Raw genomic sequence first — 22,224 nt, 5'->3', positions numbered from 1 at the left:
TCGGCGGACGTCAGGGGCGCTGACGAAGAAGCTGCGCCCTGACGCAGTCACCTGCGCGGGAAGTGCGGATACACGTCCTCCTGGAGCACCTGACGCAGCTTCGGGAAGTTCAATGCCCACTTCACGCCCAGGCGCCACGGGGCGAACAGCACCCGGGGCACCCGTGGGAGCAGCGTCTGGGGCCACTCCAGGTACGTCCGTTCGATGGCGTCCATGTCGAGGTCCTGCCGCACGTCCACGCAGTACGGGGCCACGTTGCCCGGGGGCTGGCCTTCCAGGAGGTCCGCCAGGCCCGGTGGCAGGAACGTGGTGTGCAGCGTCATGCCCACGTCGAAGTTGCGGCTGCCCAGCCGGCAGATGGGGCCCTTGGCCAGGTCCTCGGAGTCGAAGATCCAGACCTCGTCGCCCGTGGAGTTCTCAGGCAGGTCCGGCGTCGGGTCCGACACGACGAGCGCCACCACGTAGCCCTTCCAGTGCGGCACCTGGGGGAACCGGGCGCTGGGGACGAACTGCGGCGCGAAGCCGAACCAGCCGGTGGGCAGCACGAAGCCCTCGAAGCGGCCGGAGTCGACGAAGAACTTGCAGAAGCTCGCCGCGCGGCCATCGCGGATGGGCAGCGCGGACTTGTCTCCGACGACGGGCTTGTAAAGCTGGTAGAGCGCCTCGGGGACCATGTCCGCCGTGAAGCCGTCCGAGTTGAGGTAGAGCGCCAGCTCCTTCGTCGGCAACTTGGCGTTCATCACGTGGCCCAGCAGCCGGAAGTGGGCCTCCAACTCGCCATTCACCAGGCCGGCGTTGGAGAAGACCGTCAGGCCCCAGGTGAAGTCGTCATGCGAATACAGATTGGACTGGATGCGCAGCCGCTTCATGTCGATGCGGTGCACCCCCATGGAGCTGCGCGTGACGGGCACCGCCGTGGGCATTCCCGCCTGCCAGTCCTGCACGCGGTTGCCATTGATGAGCAGCTCGCCCGGCTTCAGCGTATGAGACAGGTCTTCGGTGGGAGAGTGCGCCGCGACCAGGGTGATGACGTCGTCGGGGTTCTCGTAGATGGCGGCGAAGTGCAGCCCGCCGCCTCCGGCCTGGAAGCGGTGCGCGGACACGAGCGGCGGATTCTCCGGGTCCAGCGTCCCGGGTGACGTCTGGAGGTCCGCTCGCCGCACCACCCAGAACACCGCTTGCGGGGCGGCGGGGGACGCCGTCAGCCACTCCACCGCGCGCTGCACCCGCGGCAGGAAGGGCACCGCCGCCTGCGCGGCGATCTGCCAGAAGTTGATGGGGAAGTTGGAGTCCAGCAGCACCACGTAGTCCCGCGTGGCGGCGATCTGGTGCAGCGACGCCGCCACCACCGGCTCGCCCGTGGCCGCGTCCATCAGCTTCCAGTGGTTCAGCCGGTTCTCTTCCGTGTCCCAGCTCACCAGTTGCGTGTAACCGGCGCCCAGGGGCCACTTGGGCGCGTGGTTGGTGAAGAAGAGGCGGGGCCGGTCCTTGTTGATGCGTGGGCCCAGGCGCTCGGCGGGGTCGAAGGCCGGGTGGGCCGTGCTCTGCAGCAGGGGGAAGGCCCACGGCGTGGGGAGGGCGCGGTTCCACTCGCGCAGGTAGCCCAGCGGTGTGTACGCCTTCAGCGTCTTGGGGTGGATGGCCCACGGGCGGCCCGCGTCCGTCGTCACCAGCAGCATCCGCTCACCCTCGACCAGGAAGGGCGCCGTGTTGGGCGTCTCCTGCGGGCCCAGCGTGAGGGACACGTCCGCCAGCGTCGTCTTGCGGAAGCGGTTGAGCAGCCGCGTCAGGGGGCCTCGCGCCGTCGCGCCCGCGTCCACCTGCTGGCGCGCGTAGTACGAGGGGGTGCGCATGGTGGCGGAGGTGAACCGGGCGCCGCCCACCTGGAAGTCCAGGCGCAGCACGAGCCCGTCCGAGGCCAGGGCCGGGGAGCCCGCGTGCACGCTGGGCCCCGCGACATAGACGTGACCCTGCAGGTCCTCGGGCAGCGTGCCGGCGAGCACCTGCAGCGGCTCGTTGACGTACTCCACCGGGCTGGTGGTCATCGCGTTGCGTGGCATGCCGGGCCTGAGTCCCGGTGGGACGTGCAGACCGGGGAGCGCATGGCCGTCCGACTCGCGCGAGAGGGAAGGGGGCGCTTCGGGCGCCGCGGGGGCGGGGTGCTTCAGGACGGATTCAGTCTCGGGCATGACGCCTCCGGTGGTTGTTGGGTGAGCCGCATCGGGATGGGGGCCGGGACCGTAGCACGCGGGTTGTGACAGACCGGTCGGCGCCGCGCGGCTGGCCGCCGTGGGAGAGGGCAGCCCGCGGTACCTTGTGAGGGGCCGGTGTGAGACACTGCCCGCCTCCCATGGTCGAAGACTCCCACTCCGAGCGACAAGTCATTGGCGACCGATACGTCCTGGAGCGGCGGCTGGCTGGCGGTGGCATGGGCACCATCTGGGTGGCGTTGGATCCCAAGCTCCAGCGCCGCGTGGCCCTCAAGCTGATGGCGGCCCACTGCGCGCCCGCGCCCCTGGCTCGCCGGCAGTTCGAATGGGAAGCGCAGGCGATTGCCCGCCTCCAGAATCCCCACGTCATCCAGGTCCACGACTGCGACCTCTCCGGCGAGACGCCCTACATCGTCATGGAGTGGCTGGTGGGCGAGGACTTGGAGGCCCTGTTGAACCGCCGCGGCCGGCTGTCCCTGGCCATGGTGGAGCGGCTGGTGACGCAGGCGGCCCGCGCGCTCACCGCCGCGCACGCCGCGGGCGTCATCCACCGCGACCTCAAGCCGGCCAACCTGTTCCTCGCGCGCACGGAGCATGGCGAGCAGGTGAAGGTGTTGGACTTCGGTCTGGCGCTGCTGATGTCGGGCGGCGCGGCCCGGCCACATCCCGAGGAGGAGATGGCCGGCACGCCCCGGTACATGAGCCCCGAGCAGCTCCGAGGGCTGGAGCCGCGGCTGGACCACCGCTGTGACCTCTGGTCGCTGGCCGTGGTGGCGTACCGCGCGCTGACGGGACAGCACCCGTTCCCCCTGGAGTCGCTGCGGCAGATGCGCCTGGGCAACGTGCCGCCGCCGCCCGCGACGCCGTCCAGCCTGTCCCCGGAGCTGGGCACGGAGGTGGATGCCTTCTTCGCGCGCGCCCTGGACGTGGACCCCGCGCGCCGCTTCCAGTCCGCGCACGAGCTGGCCTCCGCCCTCACCAGCGCGGTGGACGCGGGCCGGCCGTCGCGCCCGGCGAAAATCCTGGTCGTCGATGACGAGCCGGACATCGTCGTGCTGATGGAGCAGAGCTTCCGCAAGCAGATCCGCCGCTCCGTCTACCAGTTCCTCTTCGCCGCGGACGGCGAGGAGGCGCTGGAGGAGATGCGCCAGCATCCGGACATCGAAGTCGTCCTCTGCGACATCAACATGCCGCGCATGGATGGGCTGACGTTCCTGTCGCGCGTGGGGGAGATCAGCTCGCTGACCCGGGTGGTCATCGTCTCCGCGTATGGCGACATGAACAACATCCGCACGGCGATGAATCGCGGCGCCTTCGACTTCATCACCAAGCCCATCGACTTCCCGGACCTGGAGGCCACGCTCGTCAAGACGCTGAAGCACGTGCGCGAGCTGCGCCGCACCGTGCGCTACACGGAGGAGAACGGCCTGCTGCGCATGTTCGTCCCGGGCGCGGTGCTGGAGCGTCTGCCGCCGTTGCTCCAGGGCTCGGACGCCATGGCGGGCGAGTGGGTGGACGGCACGGTGGTGTTCATCGACGTGGATGCCTTCACGCCGGTGCTGCACCAGGAAGCGCCGCCGGAGTCCCTGCGCCGTCTCAACGCCAACTTCGAGGCCATTGTCCCGGAGTTGCTCGCGCGCGGCGGCATCGTGGACAAGTTCATGGGGGACGCGGTGATGGCCGTCTTCCGAGGCCCCGGGCACGTGGACCTGGCGCTGGAGGCCTGCCACGCCATCCACCGGCAACTGGGTACGCTGGCGTTGCGTGGCGGCGAGGGCGCACCGTATGCGCACGGCGTCTGCATGGGGCTGGATTCGGGCGACCTGGTGGCCGGCAGCGTGGGGGCGAAGGCCTCCGGCCGGCTGGACTTCACGGTGCTGGGGGACGTGGTGAACACCGCGGCGCGGCTGGCGGCGAGGGCCGGGCGTGGGCAGGTGCTGGTCAGCGGCCGGGCCCAGGCGCGCGCGGCGTCACGCTTCCGCCTGTCGCCCGTGGAGACGGGCCTCTTCGAGCTGGCCCGCGACGAGGGCCATGGCGCACCGGGCCCCGACGATGCGACCGCCTTCCTGGCGCCGGAGGCGGCGCCAGAAGGCCGGGGAACCACGCAGGGCGGCTGAGGGGCCGCGCCCGCTGTTCCGTGATGCGGAAGGCCGGGGCGGCCGAGGGCGCCCCGCTCCTGGCGCACGGGAGCGGGGCAGGGGACTTCCATCAGGCATTGGTGACGCGCACCGTGGTCTTCATCTCGCGGCCGGACGCCGGGTCGCGGGCGCGCATGGTGAGGATGCCTTCCACGTTCACGTCGAAGGTGATCTCCACCTGCGCGGCGCCAGCGCGGCCGGGCTGGATGCCGGAGAAGGTGAACTCGCCCAGCATGTCGTTGCGGGCCACCAGCTCGTTGTCGCCCTGGAAGATGCGCACGGCGAGCTCGGTCTGGTTGTCCATGCTGGTGGTGGCCAGCAATTGCTTGGCGTTGGGGATGGACGCGTTGCGCGGGAAGACGGTGTGGAAGGCGCCGCCCGCCTTCTCCAGGCCAATGGCCATGGGAATCACGTCCAGGAGCTGGATGCGCAGGTTGGTGTCGTCCTGGAGCGAGTGCGCGTAGAGCGCGGCGCCAATGGCCACGGCCTCGTCCGGGTGCACGCCCTTGCTGGGCGGCTTGCCGAAGAACTTGGTGAGCCGGTCCTGGACGATGGGCATGCGCGTCTGGCCGCCCACGAGCATGACCTCGTCGACGTCCTTGGTGGACAGTCCCGAGTCCACCAGCACGCGCGCCACCATCTGCAGGGTGCGGTCCACGAGCTGGTTGGTGAGCTGCTCCAGCATCTTCCGGCTGAACTTCATCTCGATGTTCAGGGGCTGGCCCTGGGACGTCATCGTGATGAAGGGGATGTTGAAGGGGACCTCCTCGCGGGCGGAGAGGTCGATCTTCGTGCGTTCGGCCAGGTCCTTGATGCGCTGCATCGCCACCGGGTCCGTGGCGAGGTCGAGGCCCGTCTTCGCCGCGAAGTCCTTGAGGACGTGGTGGATGATGGCGTTGTCGAAGTCGATGCCGCCCAGGAAGACGTCACCGCCGGTGGCCTTCACCTCGAAGACGCGGTCGCGGATCTCGATGATGGAGACGTCGAAGGTGCCGCCGCCCAGGTCGTAGATGACGACCTTCTCCTTCAGCCCCTTGCCCACGCCGTAGGCCAGCGCCGCCGCGGTGGGCTCGTTGATGATGCGCACCACTTCCAGGTCGATGAGCTTGCCCGCGTCCTTCACCGACTGGCGCTGCCGGTCGTTGAAGTAGGCCGGCACCGTCACCACCGCCCGCTTGATGGGCATCTTCAGGTAGTTGGAGGCGACCTCGCGAATCTTCCCCAGGATCTTGGCGCTGATCTCCTGGAGGGCGAACTCCTTCTTGCCCACGTCCAGGATGACGTCGCTCTGCTTGCCGGGGCGCATGTTGTACGCCACGACCTGCTTCATCGTGTCGACGACTTCGCTGCCGAAGCCTCGGCCCACCAGCCGCTTGGAACCGTAGACGGTGTTGCGCGGGTTGAGCTGCCACTGGCGCTTGGCCTCGTAGCCGATGAGTTCGTTCCCCTTGTCGTCGATCGCGAAGATCGAGGGGATGGTGTACTCGCCGCCCTTGTAGGGGATGAGCTTGACGTTCCCGCTGTCCTCGACGATCGCCGCGCACGAGTTGGTCGTGCCGAGGTCGATGCCGATGATGGGCTCCTTGTGCATCTTGCTTGGACTCCGGGTGGGTAGGCCGCAGAGGAAGGAAAAGACCGTAGCGCACCCTCGCGCCGCGCGCGAGTTCACACACCGCGGCGATTGCCGCTCCCCGGGAATGCGGACCCGGGCTCCCTGCTTCCCCTGGAGGGCGCCGTAGCGCTCCCTGTGGCCGCCCGGTGGCCAGCAGCGCGTGCCCCAGCCGACAATGGCGTCTGGGGTGCTGGACATTGGTGGCCCGGGCGGAAAACTTGGTGGTGGACGACGGACCAGAGGAGAGTCAACTTGGACGCGAAGGGTTATCTGCAGGAAGTGGGCGCGCAGGTGAACGCCGACTTCGTCAAGAACCGGTCGATTCTCTCCTTCGAGGAGTATCTCTCCCTCTTCTTCAGCGACCCGAAGGGCCAGGCCCGCAACGCGGCGCAGTACCTGCGGGACGTGATGGACCACTTCGGCACCACCACGGTGCCGCACCCCACGGGCACCATCCGGCGCTTCCAGGTCTTCGACGTGCCCGGCGGCGACCGGGACGACCGGGTGGCGGGCCAGGAGGAGGTGCAGAACGCCATCTACCGGTTGCTCGGCAACTTCGTGCGGGCCGGCCGTATCAACAAGCTCATCCTCCTGCACGGGCCCAATGGCAGCGCCAAGTCCACGATCGTCAATGCCCTGAAGGAGGGCATGGAGGCGTACTCGCGGCTGCCCCAGGGCGCGCTCTACCGGCTCGCCTGGGTGTTCCCGTCGGAGAAGCTCATCAAGGGCTCCATTGGCTTCGGCGAGCGGGACTCCGCCGGTGGGGAGATGACCACCTTCGCGCATCTGGACGCGGAGTCCATCGACCTGCGCATGCCGTGCGAGCTGCGGGACCACCCGCTCTTCGCCGTCCCGCCCGGCGAGCGCCGCAAGCTGCTGGAGACGGCGCTCAAGAAGAAGGGCCTGGGCAACGGGGACGGGGAGAGTGGCGACTTCATCCTGTCCGACTACGTGCGGGACGGCGAGCTGTGCTCCAAGTGCCGCCGCATCTACACCGCGCTGCTCAACTCCTACGGCGGGGACTGGCTGAAGGTGATGCGCCACGTCCAGGTGGAGCGCTTCTACGTGTCGCGCCGCTACCAGGTGGGCACGGTGACGGTGGAGCCGCAGATGAGCGTGGACGCCGTCGTCCAGCAGCTCACCGCGGACCGCACCCAGCTCAACGTGCCCGCGCCGCTGCACAGCACGGTGCTCTTCGAGCCGCACGGCCCGCTGGTCCACGCCAACCGCGGCCTCATCGAGTACGCGGACCTGCTCAAGCGGCCCCTGGAGGCCTTCAAGTACCTGCTGGGCTTCAGCGAGACGGGCGAGGTGCCGCTGGAGCCCTTCGTCCTCCAACTCGACGAGGTGCTCATCGCGTCGGCGAACGAGAAGCACCTCAACGCCTTCAAGGAGCTGCCGGACTTCGCGTCCTTCAAGGGCCGCATCGAGCTGGTGCGCGTGCCCTACCTGCGCCGCTACCGCACCGAGCAGCAGATCTACGACGCGCAGATCACCTCCACCACCGTGGGCAAGCACGTGGCGCCCCATGCCACGGAGCTGGCGGCCATGTGGGCGGTGCTCACCCGGCTGAAGAAGCCCATTCCGGACCGCTACCCGCAGGACGTGAAGGAGCTCATCGACCAGGTGACGCCGGTGGAGAAGCTGCACCTCTACGAGGAGGGCGCGCCGCCGGACCGGCTGAGCCTGGCCAACACGAAGGAGCTGCGCAAGCTGCGCGAGGACCTGTTCACGGAGTCGGACGCGTACCCGAACTACGAGGGGCGCTCGGGCGCCAGCGCGCGCGAAATCAAGACGGCGCTCTTCAATGCCGCGCAGAACACCGACTACAAGTGCCTCAACGCGCTGGCGGTGCTGGAGGAGCTGTCCGCCATCTGCAAGGACAAGAGCGTCTACGAGTTCCTCTTGCAGGAGGTGGTGGACGGCTACCACGACCATGACGCCTTCGTGCGGTTGGCGGAGGCGGAGTACCTGGACCGGGTGGACTCGGAGGTGCGCGAGTCCATGGGCCTGGTGTCGGAGGGGCAGTACCGCGAGCTGGTAGAGCGCTACATCCAGACCATCAGCCACTGGGTGCGTGGGGAGAAGATGCGCAACCGCGTCACCGGTGTGATGGAGGCGCCGGACGAGCAGCGCATGGTGGAGGTGGAGGCCATCATCATGCCGCGCGGCGAGGACGCCGCTGACTTCCGCCGGGGACTCATCGCCTCCATCGGCGCGCACCGGCTGGACAACCCGGACGCGGTCATGGACTACGGCCGCATCTTCCCGGACATGTTCAAGCGCCTGCGAGATCACTACTTCGAGGAGCGCAAGCGCGTGCTGCGCAAGAACAAGGAGAACGTCCTCAAGTACCTGTCCGAGGACCGCAACCAGCTCACCGCGCGCGAGCAGACGCAGGTGCAGAGCACGCTGAAGACGATGGCGGAGCGCTACGGCTACTGCGAGGCGTGCGCGAAGGACGCCATCCTCTTCCTGATGAAGAAGCGCTACGCGTGACCGGGCAGGCGTCCGGGGCCCGCCTGGACGCCTGCTTTCAAAGCCGGAAAGGGCTCGGGATGATGGGGGCTGCCAGGGAGTTGTACTGGCTGCATCCGTTTTCCCCCCAGACCGGAGAGTCGATGACCCGCTTCCTCCTGGGCGCCCCCGCCCTGCTCGCCCTCGTGTCGTGCGCCGGTGCTCCGCCTCAGCCGGCCGCCGCCACCCCCGCATCCCAGGTGGCGCCCGTCGTCGAGCGTGTCATCGCGGTGCCGGACGCGCCGCGCATGACGCGCAAGGAGCAGGTGCGGCGCATCCTCCCGCACAACGTGCGGCTGCAACTGGCCTCGCAGGGCAGGGTGCGCAGCACGGCGTCGGGCGTGGTGGTGGGCGCCGAGCGGGACGCGAACGGCGCCACGGTCGCCTGGGTGGTCACCAACGCACACGCGGTGGCCATGGACGGGATGGAGGCTCCGGAGCTGCGCGTGCTGGTGGACCGCCGCGCGGAGTCGCTGGAGCACCGGGGCGAGGTGGTGGCGATGGGCGAGGTGCCTGACCTGGACCTCGCGCTGGTGCGCGTGCCGGGGCTGGACCTGCCCGCGGTGGAGCTGGCGGACGACGCGGAGCTGGAGCTGGGCGAGGACGTGGTGGTGGCCGCCTCGCCGTTCGGCCGCGCGCTGTCGCTGTCCGGCGGCATGCTGTCCCAGGTCGAGTGGGACAAGGCCTCCCAGCGCCCGAAGATGGTGAAGACGGACGCCCCCATCGGCTACGGCGCGTCGGGCGGCGGCATCTTCAGCCTGACGACGGGCCGGCTGCTGGCCATCGTCGAGGGCTACCGCACCGCGAAGGTGGACTTCGAGGTGCAGGAGGAGAACTACAGCTTCGACGTGCCCATGCCCGGAGAGACGTTCGCCGCACCCAGCGCGAAGGTGCGCCACTTCCTCCAGGCCAAGGGCTTTGGCCGGCTGCTGGCGCGCAAGCCCATGACGGAAGGTGGCGTCGCACACGCCGCCGGGCGTTAGCCACTTCGCGCGGCGTCCCAGTCCTCCGGGCGGGCTGGCAGGAATCTCGACACCGCGCGCGAGCGGGGTACATCCGCCGGACTGGAGGCGTGGGATGGCCGGACGTGTCTCGTGGGATCAGTACTTCATGGACATCGCGACGCAGGTGGCCTCGCGCGCCACGTGTGATCGCAAGCACGTGGGCGCCGTCATCGTCCGGGGCAGGACCATCCTGTCCACCGGCTACAACGGCGCCATCCGCGGGCTGCCGCACTGCGATGACGTGGGCCACATGATGGAGAACGGACACTGCGTGGCCACCGTCCACGCGGAGGCCAACGCCATCATCCAGGCCGCCACCAACGGCGTCAGCATCGACGGGGCGACCATCTACACCACCGCCTCGCCTTGCTGGCCGTGCTTCAAGCTGATCGCCAACGCGGGCCTGGTGCGCATCGTGTTCGGCGAGTTCTACCGGGACCCTCGCATCTTCGAGTACGCGGCCCGGCTGAAGCTGGACCTGGTGGGTCTGGGCGATGCCGCCCGGCCTCCCGCCTCGGGTGCCTGATCACCCCGCACCGCGGGGCAGTCCGGGCATTTCCGCGCGGATCGCGCGGGCTCCTCAATCGTCACCTGAAAAACACTCGCGGGCGGACGTAAGTCCGCGCCGTGCATGGGGAATTTGCCACTTCCGGCAAGAATTACCGACCCAGGGTTGACGATGTTGGAACGGCTCCCTAACTCTTGGCTCCGGTTGGGCGGCGGCGGGGGTGGATCAGGGAAAATCCCGAGGAGTTCCAGTTGGTTACCTCGACAGCAATGTCAAATAGTGCATCCTCTGTTGAGGACGCGCCGCAGCCCGTGGTGGGCGCGGCCCGGTATCTGGCCGTCCCCACGCTGATGGACAGCCTGCTGCACGACGTCCGCAATCCGCTGAACGCGCTGGCCATCCACCTGGAGGTCCTGTCGGAGAAGCTGAAGGCGGAGACGGGGAGCGTGCCGCCGTCGCAGGAGAAGAACCTCAAGGCCATGCGCGATCAGATCCAGCGCGTGGACGCCATCCTGAAGCTGTTCAGCGACTTCGTCGTCTTCCGAGGCGGCGCGCCGGGCGTGGCGGACCTGTCGGAGGCCACCACGCGGGCGCTGGGCGTGCTGGGGCACGAGGGCCGCAAGCGCCGCGTCCAGGTCCAGGCGGCGGTGGAGGCGGGCGTCCAGGTCCGCCTGCAGGACACGTCGGAGCTGGGCTTCTTCCTCATCCAGGCGCTGCTGCGCGCCTTCCGCCGGGCGGAGAACGGCGGCTCCATCCGGGTCACGGTGCGCGGGGACGAGTCGAGCGCGGTGCTGGAGGTCGAGGATTCGGCCGGCGCCTGCCCCGAGCCCCTGCCCGAAGCCGTGGCCGCGCTGCAACTGCGCTGTTCACAGTTGGGCGTCGACCTGTACGTCCGGGCGGGGCTGTGCCGCCTGAGTTTCTCCCGCGCCTGAGTGTCTCATCTGGACGGGCCGGCTTCTTATTTCGAGTCACGACAACTTCGCGTCACGACGCAGTACGGGAGGTCTTCACTTGGGCAGCGCACGAATCCTGGCCGTGGATGACGAACGCGACACGTGTGAGGCGCTGGCGGACATGCTCAGCGCCTGGGGACACAAGGTCGAGATCGCATTCGACGGGCATGACGCCCTTCGCAAGGCGAACGAGTTCCGGCCGGACGTGGTCCTGTCGGATCTGGCCATGCCGGAGACGGATGGGCTCTGGTTGCTGCGCAACCTGAAGGAGGAGCTGCCGGACTGCCCGGTGGTCTTCCTGACGGGGCGAGGCACCATCGACGCCGCGGTGGAGTCCATCCGCGAGGGCGCCTACGACTTCATCGTCAAGCCGCTGGATACCGCGCGGCTCAAGGTCTGTATCGACCGGGCGCTGGAGAAGAAGGAGACGATGCGCGAGGTGCAGACGCTGCGGCGGCGTCTGAAGCAGCTCGGCTCGTCGGACCTGATTGCGCAGTCCGTGGGCATGCGCAAGGTCATCGAGCTGGTGGAGAAGGTGGCGCCCTCCAAGGCCAGCGTGTCCATCAGCGGCGAGTCCGGCACGGGCAAGGAAGTGGTGTCCCGCGCGGTGCACAACCTGTCCCTGCGCCGCGACAAGCCCTTCATCGCCATCAACTGCGCGTCCATCCCGGCCACGCTCATCGAGTCCGAGCTGTTCGGCCACGAGCGCGGCGCCTTCACCGGCGCGGATCAGCGGCGGCCCGGCGTGTTCGAGATGGCCCACGGCGGCACGCTCTTCCTGGACGAATTGGGTGAGATTCCCATCGAGCTGCAGGCCAAGCTCCTGCGCGTGCTGGAAGAGGGCAAGCTGCGCCGGCTGGGCGGCAAGGTGGAGATCGAGGTGGACGTGCGCGTGCTCTGCGCCACCAACCGCGACCTCAAGCAGGAGATCAAGAACGGGCGCTTCCGCGAGGATCTCTACTTCCGCCTCAACGTCTTCCAGATCCACCTGCCGCCCCTGCGCGAGCGCCGCGACGACGTCCCCATCCTGGTGCAGCACTTCGTGGACAAGTTCCGCGGCGACTCCGGCAAGCGCGTCAGCGGCGTGCACCCGGAGGCCATGGAGGTCCTGAAGAACTACGACTGGCCGGGCAACATCCGCGAACTGCGCAACGCGGTGGAGCGCGCCGTCATCCTGTGCGACGGGGAGCTGATCACCCGCGAGCACCTGCCGCCCGACATGGCCGGCAAGAGCCCGGAGCGCCACACCTTCCGGCTGCCCTTCGGGCTGAGCCTGGACGCGGTGGAGCGCGAGTACATCCTGGGCAGCCTCCAGCGGAACGGGAACAACAAGGCCCGCACCGCCGAGGTGCTGGGGGTGAGCGAGAAGACGCTCTACAACAAGCTCAACCGCTACGCGGCCGAGGCCCGCGCGCAGCAGGCGCCCGGCGGCGGTGGCGGCCCCCTGGGCGGGCAGGGGAGTGACGGCGCGATGGGGGCCGTGGGCACCAACTCGTTCGTCATCCGCTGACCTCACAGGTAGGAAATCCCCTTCGGATTCCGGGCTCTTGGCCTGGCTCGGAGGGGATGCCCGCCCAGGCGGCGACCCCGCCGCGAAACCCCCGTCAATTCTTGACTTTTGACCTCCGGACGGGGGATTCTTGGGGGGTCTCCCACCCACAGGGAGTGCCCGGCCGTACATGTTCCACGCCTCGGGCAACTCCAGCGGCGCCAATCTATTCGGGCGCCCCGGAGTGTGCATCGGGTGCCGCGGGGGGGCACAAGGAAGGCCACAACGCAATGAGCGACGCGCGAGTACTTCACTTCTTCGGCGGCAAAGGCGGGGTAGGTAAGACCACGCTCGCGGCGGCATATGCGTTGAGGCTGTCGGAGGAGGCGCCCAAGGAGCGGGTGCTGCTCGTGTCGTTGGACCCGGTCCGCTCCCTGTCGGACCTGGTGAAGAAGAAGCTCCCTGCCAAGGCGACCAAGCTGGTCCCGGGCAAGGGAGACGGCGGCGTGTACGGCCTGGAAGTGGAGCCGGCGGCGCTGATGAAGCCCTTCCTGGCCTCCTACCTGCCAGCGCTGTCGAAGGCCGCGGCGAAGGGCACGCACGTGTCGGAAGACGACATGGGCAAGCTGTACCAGCAGGCGGTGCCGGGGCTGGAGGAGCTGGTGGCGCTCTTCCACGTGGTGGACCTGCTGGAGGACGAGGCGTTCGACCGCATCGTGGTGGACGCCGCGCCGACCAGCCACACCCTGCGGCTGTTCGACCTGCCGGCGAGCCTGCGCAAGTTCCTGGGCCTGGTGAAGGCCGGTGGGGACAAGACGGAGGCGCCGGCGAAGAAGGGCAAGAAGGCGGCCGCCGCGGCCGATGCGCCCGGCTTCCTGGATCAGGTGGGGCAGAAGGCGGAGAAGCTGCTGGCGCTGCTGAAGGACGCCACGCGCACGGCCTTCCACCTGGTGGCGCTGGCGGAGCCGGTGCCCGAGGCGCAGACGCGCATGCTCTTCACCCAGCTTCGCGAGCGCGGGCTGCCGGTGACGGAGATCGTCGTCAATCAGATCGAGGACAAGGACGGCTGTCCCGCGTGTCAGGGGCGCCGCGGCCTACAGGCCCCCCACGTCCGCAAGTTCCAGGCGCTGGACAAGACGGTGCCGGTGCACCTGCTGGGCCGGCGTGAAGTGGCGCCGCGCGGGCTGGATGGCCTGGCGCTGCTTGCCAAGGCGTGGGCCGCTGGCAAGGAGACCAAGGCGCTGGAGTTCGCCGCGGCAGAAGGGCCTCCGGCGCTGGTGCGCGCGCCGTCCATGCCGCCCATCGCCGCGCCGCCGCTGCCGCCCACGCGGCTCATCTTCTTCGTGGGGCAGGGCGGGGTGGGCAAGAGCTCCTGCGCCGCCGCCGCCGCGGTGACGCTGACGGAGAAGGAGGGGCCGGTGCTCCTCATCTCCACGGATCCGGCGCACTCGCTGTCGGACGTGCTGCAGAGCCGTCTGACGGACACGGAGACGCAGGTAAAGGGCACCAAGGGCCTGTACGCGCGCGAGCTGGACATCGCCGGCTGGTTCAATGCCCTGCGCAAGCGGGTGAAGGAGAAGGCGGAGAAGGCCTTCGAGGGCGCGCCCCGGTCGGGCAGCGAGGTGCCCTCGGATCTGCTCTACCTGCGCAACCTGCTGGAGTGCGCGCCGCCGGGCATCGACGAGCTGGCCGCGCTGTCCTGCCTGACGGACGCGCTGGTGCAGGAGCGCTTCAAGCGCATCGTGGTGGACTCGGCGCCGGTGGTGACGTCCGTGCGCGTGGTGGAAATGGCGGAGACGGCCAAGACGTGGCTGGGCGCGCTGCACGCGGTGCTGACCAAGCACCGCGCCAAGGGCCTGGGCGAGCTGGCGGACGACATCGCCGGGATGATCAAGCACGTGAAGCGCTTCGAGGACGCGCTGGCCTCCCCGAGCGAGGCGCGCTTCGTGGTCGTCACGCGTGGCGAGGAGCTGGCCGCGGCCCGCACCGAGCGGCTGGTGGAGTACCTGCGGGAGAAGAAGCTCCCCGTGGAGCGGGTGCTCGTCAACCGCGTGGGCCCCAAGTCCACCTGCGACAAGTGCGAGAACCGGCGCAAGCTGGAGCTCAACGCGGCGAAGGCCATTGAGAAGAAGCTGGGCCTGCCGGTGACCATGGCGCCGGCCCTGGGCCGTCACCCGGCGGGTCTGCGCGAGCTGAAGGCCTTCCGCACGGCGTGGTACGCGCTGTCGCCGCCGGCCGCGAAGACCAAGGCGGCCTGAGGCCCAGGCTCGCCGTGGAGCGAGCCAAGGGGCGCCCTGCCGGGCTTCGTTTCACCCGGCGGGAGTGTCCTGGCCGTTGTGCAGAAGTAGAGGGGGCCGCCGCCACATCCGCCTCACGCCCTGATTCCACCCCGAAGAATCATCCCTTCCCACCTGCCCCCGTGCGCACCATGACGACGCGCGGCATGGGTGCCAAGGGGGTTGCGCGGGCCGTATCTGAAAGCGAGCGCGGGGGCTCACGCCTCGCATTCCGAAGGTGAGTCGGTGAACGTCTCCAGGCCGGGGAAGGTGAGCGCGCCCGTCTCCGTCAGCGTGCCTTCCAGCGGCGCGCGGCCATTCAACCGGAGCGTTACCTTCCTGTCGCGCACCGTGTAGCGGCCCCGCGTCTCCTTCTGGCGGGGCGTCCCGTCGTCGCCCACCTCCTTCGTCCACAGGGTGACCTTGCCGGAGGGGCCGAAGCGCAGCTCCTGGGTGGTGCCGTAGACGCCCACACCCGGGCCGAACCAGGACACCTCGCGCAGCAGCACGGGGACATCCGCCTCCCTCGCCGGGCTGCGGCCCAGCAGCTTCTGCCAGCCCAGGGTGTCCCGGATGGGGGTGAAGTCCGCGTCTTCCTTCGCGCGGGTGAGCCGCCGGGCATCCAGCTTCACCGCCTGGGTGAGGTGCTCGACGATGACGTCCCGGTGGGCGCTGTACTCGCAGACCTTCCCCTGCTTGCGGAGCAGCCCCAGGGTGGCGGCCAGGTTGTAGTGGGCCAGCGCATAGCCCGGGGACTCCCGGGCGGACGCCTGGAAGCGCTCCAGGGCCTCTGGGTAGCGCCCCGCCTGGTACAGCCGGAAGCCCTGGGTGTTCAGTCCCCGAGCATTGGGGGTGGGCGCGGCGCCCGTGAGGGCCATGAGCAACAGGGGCAGGGCGGGGTGCATGTGCCTCCAGACAGGGGTGCGTAAACGCTTGCGCGTTGAAAGCCGCCTTACCCTGGTGCTAGTTCCGCGCCATGGCAACCGGTACCAGCTATGTGCTCGAGTTCGAGCGCCCCCTGATTGAGCTGGAAAAGAAGATCGACGAGCTCAAGGTCCTCTCCACCAGCGGAACGGTGGACTTCTCCTCGGAGATCTCCAAGCTCGAGAAGAAGGCGAAGAAGCTCCAGACGGAGATCTTCAGCGACCTGACTCGGTGGCAGGTGGTGCAGATGTCCCGGCACCCGAACCGCCCCTACTTCCTCGACTACGTCCACTACCTCTTCACCGACTTCGTCGAGCTGTGCGGTGACCGGGCCTTTGGCGAGGACCCGTCCATCGTCGGCGGCTTCGCGCGCTTCGACGGCAAGCCGGTGATGGTGATGGGCCACCAGAAGGGCCGCAACACCAAGGAGAACATGGCGCGCAACTTCGGCATGCCGCGCCCGGAGGGCTACCGCAAGGCCCGCCGCCTCATGGAGCTGGCCGAGCGCTTCGAGAAGCCCATCCTCACCTTCGTCGACACGCCGGGCGCGTACCCGGGCATCGGCGCCGAGGAGCGTGGGCAGGCCGAGGCCATCGCCGTCAACCTGGAGGTCATGAGCCGGCTGCGCGTGCCCATCATCTCCACGGTGGTGGGTGAGGGTGGTTCCGGCGGCGCGCTGGCCATTGGCGTGGGCAACCGCGTGCTGATGCTCCAGAACAGCGTCTACTCCGTCATCTCCCCGGAGGGCTGCGCCTCCATCCTGTTCCGCGACGCCGCCAAGGCGGACAAGGCCGCGGACGCGATGCGGCTCACCGCGAAGGACCTGCTGGAGATGAAGATCATCGACGAGGCCATCGCCGAGCCCGCTGGTGGGGCCCACCGCGACCCCGCGAAGATGGCGGAGGCGCTGGGCAAGACGCTGCGCAAGCACCTGGGACAGCTCGCCGAGCTGTCGCCCGATGAACTGGTCCAGGACCGGTACGCGAAGTTTCGCGCGCTCGGTGTGTTCTCCGGACGCTGAATCCACCGTATCAGGGCCCTTACACCATGCGACCGCTCGTCCCCACCCACGTTGAGACGCTCAAGCCGTACGTGCCCGGCAAGCCCATTGAAGAGACCGAGCGCGAGTTCGGCCTCAAGGGCGTCATCAAGCTGGCCTCGAACGAAAACCCACTGGGGCCCTCCCCGCGCGCCGTGGAGGCCATGCGGAACGTCTCTGGCGCGACGCACCTGTACCCCGACGCCACGTCCTTCCACCTGGTGCGCAAGCTGGCCGCGCACGTGGACGTGAATCCGGAGCAGGTGGTGCTGGGCAGCGGCTCCAACGAGCTCATCGAGCTGCTCATCCGCACCTTCACCACGCCGGAGGACGAAATCCTCCTGTGCCAGGGCTCCTTCTCCGCGTACCGCATCTCCGCGCAGGCCCACGGGCGGCCCTTCGTGGAGGTGCCCATGCGCGAGGGCTTCCAGTACGACCTGGAGGCCATGGCGAAGGCCATCACCCCGCGCACGCGGATGGTGTTCCTGGCCAACCCGGACAACCCCACGGGCACCGCGTTCAGCCGCGACGCCCTGACGCGCTTCCTGGCCGCGGTGCCGCCGGAGGTGCTGGTGGTGCACGACGAGGCCTACTTCGAGTTCGTCGAGTGGCCCGAGTACACCAGCGCCGTGCCGCTGGTCGGCCGGCACCCGAACCTGGTGGCGCTGCGCACCTTCAGCAAAATTCACGGGCTGGCGGGCGTGCGCCTGGGCTACGGCATCATGGATGCCCGGCTGGCGGCGTACCTGCACCGTACGCGCATGCCCTTCAACCTGACGGTGCTGGCCCAGGCCGCGGGTCTGGCGGCCCTGGAAGACACCGAGCACGTGCGCCGCACGCGTGAGGTGAACCGCGCGGGCCTGGACTACTTCGCCGCGGAGTTGCCGAAGCTGGGCGGCACGCTCACGCACAGCCACGCGAACTTCGTGTTCGTGGACTTCGGCCGTCCCGCGGTGGCGCTGTACGAGCAGCTGCTGCGCAAGGGCGTCATCGTCCGGCCCTTCGCGGGGCAGGGCTTCCCGAACCACGTGCGCATCTCCGTGGGCACGCCCGCGGAGAACGCGCGCTGCGTCCAGGTGTTGAAAGAGCTCCTGTCATGAGCGCCCGGCCTTTCATCGTCGCCATCGACGGCCCCGCGGGCGCCGGTAAGTCCTCGGTGTCCAAGCTGCTGGCGCGCCGGCTGGGCTTCTCGCTGGTGGACACGGGCGCCATCTACCGCTGCGTGGCCGTGATGGCCCAGCGTGAGGGCATCGCCTTCGACGACGACGCGGGCCTGGGTGCGCTGCTGGGCCGCGTGCACATCCACTTCCAGGTGGTGGGCGAGGAGAACCACGTCTTCCTGGGCGGCCAGGACGTGTCCGGGGAGATTCGCACGCCAGACATCTCCATGGCGGCGTCCCAGGTGTCCGGGCGGCCGGTCGTGCGCGCGGGCCTGCTGCAGCTCCAGCGGCGGCTGGCGCTGGAGGCGGAGAAGGGCGCCATTCTGGAGGGCCGTGACATCGGCACGGTGGTGTTCCCGGACGCGGACGCGAAGTTCTTCCTGGCGGCCAGCCCCGAGGTGCGCGCCCGGCGCCGCTACGAGGAGCTGTTCCAGAAGGGCGTGGAGAGCAGCCTGGACGCCGTGCTCGCGGACCAGACGAAGCGGGACCGCGACGACTCCGCCCGCGCCGTGGCGCCGCTGAAGGCCGCCGAGGACGCGGTGCACGTGGACTCCAGCAGCATCCCCCTGTCGGAGGTGGTGCACGGGATGGAGTCTGAAATCCTGCGCCGGCTGGCCCAGCGCGCCTAGCGCGGGTGGCTGAACCTTGGCCCGGCGCAGAGGACGACGCGCCGGGCTCAGCGGGAGCGCTTCGCCAGCGCCTTCTCGTAGGCGGCCTGCAGTTCGCCAAATACCGAGCGCGCCGGCCGCGGCGTCCCGAGATGCAGGTGGCGCAGCTCCTCCATGAAGGCGTTCCAGAGCGGAGCGCCGCCCTGTTCCAGCAGCTCCGCGCGCACGGACAGCGCCTTGCTCGGGCGCGTATGCCGGCGACCCCAGGCGCCCATGTGCGCGAGGAGTGGCACGAGCTGGATGGCCGCTTCCGTCAGGCTGTAGATGAATTTCTGCCGGTGGGTGGGATCCGGGCGTCGCGTCAGCAGGCCGGCCGCCGTCAGGCGCTTCAGCCGGTCCGCGAGGATGTTCGAGGCGATGCGTTCCTCGCTCTGCGCGAGCAGCTCTCCGTAGCTGCGTCTGTTTCCGAACATGACGTCGCGGATGACGACCAGGCTCCAACGGTCGCCGAGCTGTTCGAGCGTCAGGTTGATCGGGCAGCCGGACCGCCCTGTCTGCGCCATGGCCATTCTCTCCAGGCTACTCCTTGCGATGTGCAAGTGGTAGGGATAGGGTTTTGACTGCTTGCAACTTGCAAGCGGTCTGCGACAGGAGTCCGCCGATGTCACTCGTGCTCTACGGTCATCCCTTTTCTTCGTACACGCAGAAGGTCCTCATCGCGTTGTACGAGAACGGCACGCCCTTCGAGTTCCGCTGTATCGGGCCGGAAACACCTCAGCACTCGGCCGAGTGGTCGCGGCGCTGGCCGCTGCGCAAGTTCCCGCTGCTGGTGGATGGCGAGCGCGACATCGCCGAGACCAGCATCATCATCGAGTACCTGCAGCTCGTACATCCGGGGCCCGTGCGTCTGTTGCCCGCGGACCCGATGGCGGCGCTCGACGTGCGCTTTCTCGATCGCTTCTTCGACCTGCACGTCATGAACGCGGCGCAGCACGCGGTCGATGGCGCGCTGACGGGGGATTCGGTGAAGCGCCATGAAGGCCTGGCCCTGGCCGTGAAGAAGCTGGAGGTCGCCTACGCCTGGCTCGAAGGGCAGCTCGCCGACAGGACCTGGGCCGCCCCTGGCGAGGACTTCACGCTGGCGGACTGCGCCGCCGCGCCCTCGCTGTTCTACGCGGACTGGACGCACCGGATCTCCGATGCGTTTCCCGTGCTCCGCGCCTACCGCTCGCGGCTGCTTGCGCGCCCGTCCTTCGCCCGCGCGGTGAATGAGGCGCGGCGATTCCGGCCGCTCTTTCCCCTGGGCGCGCCAGACCGGGATTGACGCTCGGCGCCCGCCCGCGCGTCGTCTCGCGGGCCTGGCGCCCCCAGCGGGGCCTAGAAGCTGACACCTTCCTTCGACGGCGCGGGCACCTGCAGCGGCAGCTTCAGCGCCCCCGTGCCGTCGCCGTAGAAGGAGTGGTAGAGGAACAGGTCCGCCACCACCTGCTTCACGTAGCCGCGCGTCTCCTTGAAGGGGATGGTCTCCACGAAGAGGTCCAGTGGCAGCGAGCTCCGCTCCTGGACCCACTTCGCCGCCGAGCCTGGGCCCGCGTTGTACGCGGCCGCCGCGAGCACCGGGTGTCCAAAGCGCTCCATCAGCCGGGACAGATACCAGGCGCCATAGCGGATGTTCCGCTCGGGGGAGAAGAGGTCCGCGGGCGCGGGGACGGGCTCCTTCAGCTTCTCCGCGATGGCGTTCGCCGTCTTGGGGATGATCTGCATCAGCCCTCGCGCATCGGCGAAGCTCATCACCTCCGGCCGGAAGGCACTCTCCCGCCGCATGATGGCCCACACCAGGTAGGGGTCCACCCGGTGCTGCGTCGCCGCGCCCTCCACCGCGGTGGCGAAGGCGCGAGGATAGAAGGGCGCCAGGGCCTCCGGAGCGCGCGCGCCGAAGGCCCGTCCCCACAGGTGGCGCGCGGCCACCGCGTGGGCGTGGCCGTACTCGCCCAGTTCCAGCAGCGCGTGCGCGAAGGGCAGGGCCTGGTCCGCCGAGCGCAGCCGCGCCGCATGGGCTTCCACCTCCACCGCCGCGTCACGGAACAAGCCCGCGCGGGTCAGCTCCACCGCCAGCTCCAGCTCGGGCGGGCGGGGCAGCTTCAGCACCTGCGGAGGCTGTGGGAAGTGCGCGGGCGTCTTCAGGCTCAGCGCCTTGAGCCGCTCGTTGGCCATCAGCGCGTAGAAGGACGCGGGCGCCGAGGTGATGACGGCCTCGTACGCGGGGCCCAGCGTGTCTGCCTTCGCGCCGTCCAGCTCGCGGCTGCGCGCCATCCAGTAGCGCGCCTGCGGCCCCATGTTGCTCTTGGGGTAGGCGGTCAGGAACGCGTCCAACGCGGCGCGAGCCTTCGCGTACTCCTCCTGACGCAGGTGGGCCAGCGCGCGGAACCACATGCCCTCGTCGCGCCGGCGTGAGCGCGGATAACGCGTTTCGAACGCCGTGAAGGCCTGCACCGCGTCCGCGAAGCGCCCGGCCTGCAAATCCAACCAGCCCGCGAAGAAGGCGCCTTCATCACCCGCCGGCTGCGAGGGGTACTTCTTGTCCAGGGCCGCCATCAGCGTTCGGGCCTTGGCGTTGTCGTCGGACTTGAGCGCGCGCCGAGCCACCAGCAGGTCCGCCTGAGCGGCGACGGCGGCGGGGCCCTTGCGCGCCAGTGCGAGCGCCTTCTCCGCATCCTCCGTGCGCCCCAGCGCGAACCAGGCCTTCGCGCGCAGCAGCGCCACGCGGGCCGCCTGCGCCTTGTCGAGCTTCACCTTGTCCAGCGTCGCCAGCTCGTCGAGCCCGCGCTGCGTCGCGCCTGCGTCCAGGAAGCGGTCCGCGCGGGTGGTGCGCTCGGTGTAGCCCAGCTTCACCGGGGGCGTGCTGCCCTCCGTCAGCCACGCCATGGCCTCGTCGCCGTAGGGGTGGGTGGGGAAGCGCAGCGCCACCGTCAGCATGTCGGCGCGCTGCCCGGCGCGGTTGCCGGAGCCGCCTCGCGCCAGGGCACGCTGATAGAGCAGCTCCACGGTGGGCGACGCCTTCGCGGCCGCCTCCAGCACCTGGGCCGCGTCCTGGGGCTTGCCTGCCTTGAGCAGTGACTCCCCCAGCCGCGCTCGGGCACGGGCCGCGAGTTCCGCGGGTGCCTTGGATTCCAGCACTCGCGCGAAGTCCTCGGCCGCGCCCGCGGCGTCCCCGGCGTAGAAGCGGGCCTGTCCCAGGTAGAAGGCGTGGTACGGCGCCAGCAGTGGAGGGGCGGGCCAGGCGGCCAGCAGCTCCCTTGCCTCGGCGGCCTGACCGTCAGAGAGGGCGAGCGTCCCCGCGAGCAGCGCCAGCCGCCCCACGTCGTCGCACTTCTTCGCGGCGCAGGCCGTCAGCTCCGCGCGCGCCAGGGCGGCCGCATCCGGCTTGTGGAGGCGGACGGCCTCCAGCGCCGTGGGGGACTGTCCCAGCGACATCCCCGCAACCACCCCCGCAACCCACCCACTCCAACTCATGTGGTCTTCCTTTCACGACGCGGCTTTGCGGCCTGCCAACGAGACGCACACACCGATCATTCCCCTTGCCCCGCAGGGAGGGTGGTTTGACAGCGGGCGCGACAAGTCCTAGATCCGCGCGGCGTCGGGTCAGTCCAGACTGTTCAGCACCCGATGTCATTCGCTGAAAGCGTCCTGGCGATTACGTGCACTTGGGTAGGAACTGCCGACCCATTGCGTCACCCGGAGTGAATCACTACCTTGCGCCGCCGCTCAGCGCCACTCCGGTCCGTC

At 69.4% G+C, this 22,224-nt stretch carries 16 protein-coding genes; 11 read left to right on the top strand and 5 right to left on the bottom strand.

Annotated elements, in window-relative coordinates; genetic code table 11:
• Positions 1–47: 47 nt before the first annotated feature.
• Positions 48–2,189 carry a carotenoid oxygenase family protein gene (locus BLU09_RS16455; protein WP_244171776.1) on the bottom strand — a complete coding sequence of 714 codons (2,142 nt, stop codon included), beginning with the start codon at positions 2,187–2,189 and terminating at the stop codon, positions 48–50.
• A 161-nt stretch (positions 2,190–2,350) separates the two neighbouring features.
• On the opposite strand from BLU09_RS16455, the gene BLU09_RS16450 reads away from it, so the two are divergent.
• The gene (locus BLU09_RS16450) at positions 2,351–4,327 is read left to right on the top strand and encodes a protein kinase domain-containing protein (protein WP_244171775.1); all 1,977 of its coding nucleotides are present in this window, start codon (positions 2,351–2,353) and stop codon (positions 4,325–4,327) included.
• Between the two features lie 91 nt (positions 4,328–4,418).
• On the opposite strand, the gene BLU09_RS16445 is transcribed toward BLU09_RS16450, so the two are convergent.
• Positions 4,419–5,939: an Hsp70 family protein gene (locus BLU09_RS16445; RefSeq protein ID WP_090490497.1), complete on the bottom strand. Its 1,521-nt coding sequence runs from the start codon at positions 5,937–5,939 to the stop codon at positions 4,419–4,421.
• A gap of 273 nt (positions 5,940–6,212) precedes the next feature.
• On the opposite strand from BLU09_RS16445, the gene BLU09_RS16440 reads away from it, so the two are divergent.
• The 6 genes from BLU09_RS16440 (at position 6,213) to BLU09_RS16415 (ending at position 14,689) form a co-directional block, all read left to right on the top strand.
• Positions 6,213–8,459 (top strand): PrkA family serine protein kinase, encoded by a 2,247-nt coding sequence (locus BLU09_RS16440; protein ID WP_090490496.1) that lies wholly within the window; start codon positions 6,213–6,215, stop codon positions 8,457–8,459.
• Between the two features lie 122 nt (positions 8,460–8,581).
• Positions 8,582–9,460: a S1 family peptidase gene (locus BLU09_RS16435; RefSeq protein WP_090490495.1), complete on the top strand. Its 879-nt coding sequence runs from the start codon at positions 8,582–8,584 to the stop codon at positions 9,458–9,460.
• A gap of 94 nt (positions 9,461–9,554) precedes the next feature.
• Positions 9,555–10,007 (top strand): deoxycytidylate deaminase, encoded by a 453-nt coding sequence (locus BLU09_RS16430; RefSeq protein ID WP_090490494.1) that lies wholly within the window; start codon positions 9,555–9,557, stop codon positions 10,005–10,007.
• 176 nt (positions 10,008–10,183) lie between these two features.
• A complete protein-coding gene (locus BLU09_RS16425) occupies positions 10,184–10,921 on the top strand; it encodes a histidine kinase dimerization/phospho-acceptor domain-containing protein (RefSeq protein WP_090490493.1) in 738 nt (245 codons plus the stop codon).
• 79 nt (positions 10,922–11,000) lie between these two features.
• Entirely contained in the window at positions 11,001–12,452 is a 1,452-nt protein-coding gene (gene nla6, locus BLU09_RS16420) for an enhancer binding protein Nla6 (RefSeq protein ID WP_090490492.1), read from the top strand.
• Positions 12,453–12,721: 269 nt separating this feature from the next.
• On the top strand, positions 12,722–14,689 hold the full coding sequence (locus BLU09_RS16415) for an ArsA family ATPase (RefSeq protein WP_090490491.1): 1,968 nt from the start codon (positions 12,722–12,724) through the stop codon (positions 14,687–14,689).
• A 236-nt stretch (positions 14,690–14,925) separates the two neighbouring features.
• Here the strand turns inward: BLU09_RS16415 and BLU09_RS16410 are convergent, their stop codons facing one another.
• Positions 14,926–15,612 carry a tetratricopeptide repeat protein gene (locus BLU09_RS16410; RefSeq protein ID WP_244171774.1) on the bottom strand — a complete coding sequence of 229 codons (687 nt, stop codon included), beginning with the start codon at positions 15,610–15,612 and terminating at the stop codon, positions 14,926–14,928.
• A gap of 71 nt (positions 15,613–15,683) precedes the next feature.
• On the opposite strand from BLU09_RS16410, the gene BLU09_RS16405 reads away from it, so the two are divergent.
• The 3 genes from BLU09_RS16405 to cmk are packed head-to-tail and all read left to right on the top strand — an operon-like array spanning position 15,684 to position 18,459.
• Positions 15,684–16,652: an acetyl-CoA carboxylase carboxyltransferase subunit alpha gene (locus BLU09_RS16405; RefSeq protein ID WP_011554047.1), complete on the top strand. Its 969-nt coding sequence runs from the start codon at positions 15,684–15,686 to the stop codon at positions 16,650–16,652.
• Between the two features lie 26 nt (positions 16,653–16,678).
• Complete coding sequence (gene hisC / locus BLU09_RS16400; RefSeq protein WP_090490490.1) at positions 16,679–17,770, top strand: histidinol-phosphate transaminase; 1,092 nt, start codon at positions 16,679–16,681, stop codon at positions 17,768–17,770.
• On the top strand, positions 17,767–18,459 hold the full coding sequence (gene cmk / locus BLU09_RS16395; RefSeq protein WP_090490489.1) for a (d)CMP kinase: 693 nt from the start codon (positions 17,767–17,769) through the stop codon (positions 18,457–18,459). Before hisC ends, cmk begins: the two co-directional genes overlap by 4 nt.
• Positions 18,460–18,506: 47 nt before the next feature.
• On the opposite strand, the gene BLU09_RS16390 is transcribed toward cmk, so the two are convergent.
• Complete coding sequence (locus BLU09_RS16390) at positions 18,507–19,007, bottom strand: winged helix-turn-helix transcriptional regulator (protein ID WP_090490488.1); 501 nt, start codon at positions 19,005–19,007, stop codon at positions 18,507–18,509.
• Between the two features lie 92 nt (positions 19,008–19,099).
• Here BLU09_RS16390 and BLU09_RS16385 point away from each other — a divergent pair, with 92 nt between their 5' ends.
• Complete coding sequence (locus BLU09_RS16385; RefSeq protein ID WP_090490487.1) at positions 19,100–19,762, top strand: glutathione S-transferase family protein; 663 nt, start codon at positions 19,100–19,102, stop codon at positions 19,760–19,762.
• Positions 19,763–19,815: 53 nt separating this feature from the next.
• Here BLU09_RS16385 and BLU09_RS16380 read toward each other — a convergent pair whose 3' ends face one another.
• Positions 19,816–21,951 carry a lytic transglycosylase domain-containing protein gene (locus tag BLU09_RS16380; RefSeq protein WP_090490486.1) on the bottom strand — a complete coding sequence of 712 codons (2,136 nt, stop codon included), beginning with the start codon at positions 21,949–21,951 and terminating at the stop codon, positions 19,816–19,818.
• Positions 21,952–22,224: the final 273 nt, after the last annotated feature.

Origin of the sequence: Myxococcus virescens (genome assembly GCF_900101905.1) — a bacterium.
Taxonomy (GTDB): domain Bacteria; phylum Myxococcota; class Myxococcia; order Myxococcales; family Myxococcaceae; genus Myxococcus; species Myxococcus virescens.
The sequence above is the reverse complement of the archived record's forward strand: the minus strand, read 5'-3'. Positions and strand labels throughout refer to the sequence as shown.

Bases quoted from the DNA above. Each gene is read 5' to 3' on its own strand.
- BLU09_RS16455 (WP_244171776.1), bottom strand. From the start codon at position 2,189: ATGCCCGAGACTGAATCCGTCCTGAAGCACCCCGCCCCCGCGGCGCCC.
- BLU09_RS16450 (WP_244171775.1), top strand. From the start codon at position 2,351: ATGGTCGAAGACTCCCACTCCGAGCGACAAGTCATTGGCGACCGATAC.
- BLU09_RS16445 (WP_090490497.1), bottom strand. From the start codon at position 5,939: ATGCACAAGGAGCCCATCATCGGCATCGACCTCGGCACGACCAACTCG.
- BLU09_RS16435 (WP_090490495.1), top strand. From the start codon at position 8,582: ATGACCCGCTTCCTCCTGGGCGCCCCCGCCCTGCTCGCCCTCGTGTCG.
- BLU09_RS16430 (WP_090490494.1), top strand. From the start codon at position 9,555: ATGGCCGGACGTGTCTCGTGGGATCAGTACTTCATGGACATCGCGACG.
- BLU09_RS16415 (WP_090490491.1), top strand. From the start codon at position 12,722: ATGAGCGACGCGCGAGTACTTCACTTCTTCGGCGGCAAAGGCGGGGTA.
- BLU09_RS16410 (WP_244171774.1), bottom strand. From the start codon at position 15,612: ATGCACCCCGCCCTGCCCCTGTTGCTCATGGCCCTCACGGGCGCCGCG.
- BLU09_RS16405 (WP_011554047.1), top strand. From the start codon at position 15,684: ATGGCAACCGGTACCAGCTATGTGCTCGAGTTCGAGCGCCCCCTGATT.
- hisC (WP_090490490.1), top strand. From the start codon at position 16,679: ATGCGACCGCTCGTCCCCACCCACGTTGAGACGCTCAAGCCGTACGTG.
- cmk (WP_090490489.1), top strand. From the start codon at position 17,767: ATGAGCGCCCGGCCTTTCATCGTCGCCATCGACGGCCCCGCGGGCGCC.
- BLU09_RS16390 (WP_090490488.1), bottom strand. From the start codon at position 19,007: ATGGCCATGGCGCAGACAGGGCGGTCCGGCTGCCCGATCAACCTGACG.
- BLU09_RS16385 (WP_090490487.1), top strand. From the start codon at position 19,100: ATGTCACTCGTGCTCTACGGTCATCCCTTTTCTTCGTACACGCAGAAG.
- BLU09_RS16380 (WP_090490486.1), bottom strand. From the start codon at position 21,951: ATGAGTTGGAGTGGGTGGGTTGCGGGGGTGGTTGCGGGGATGTCGCTG.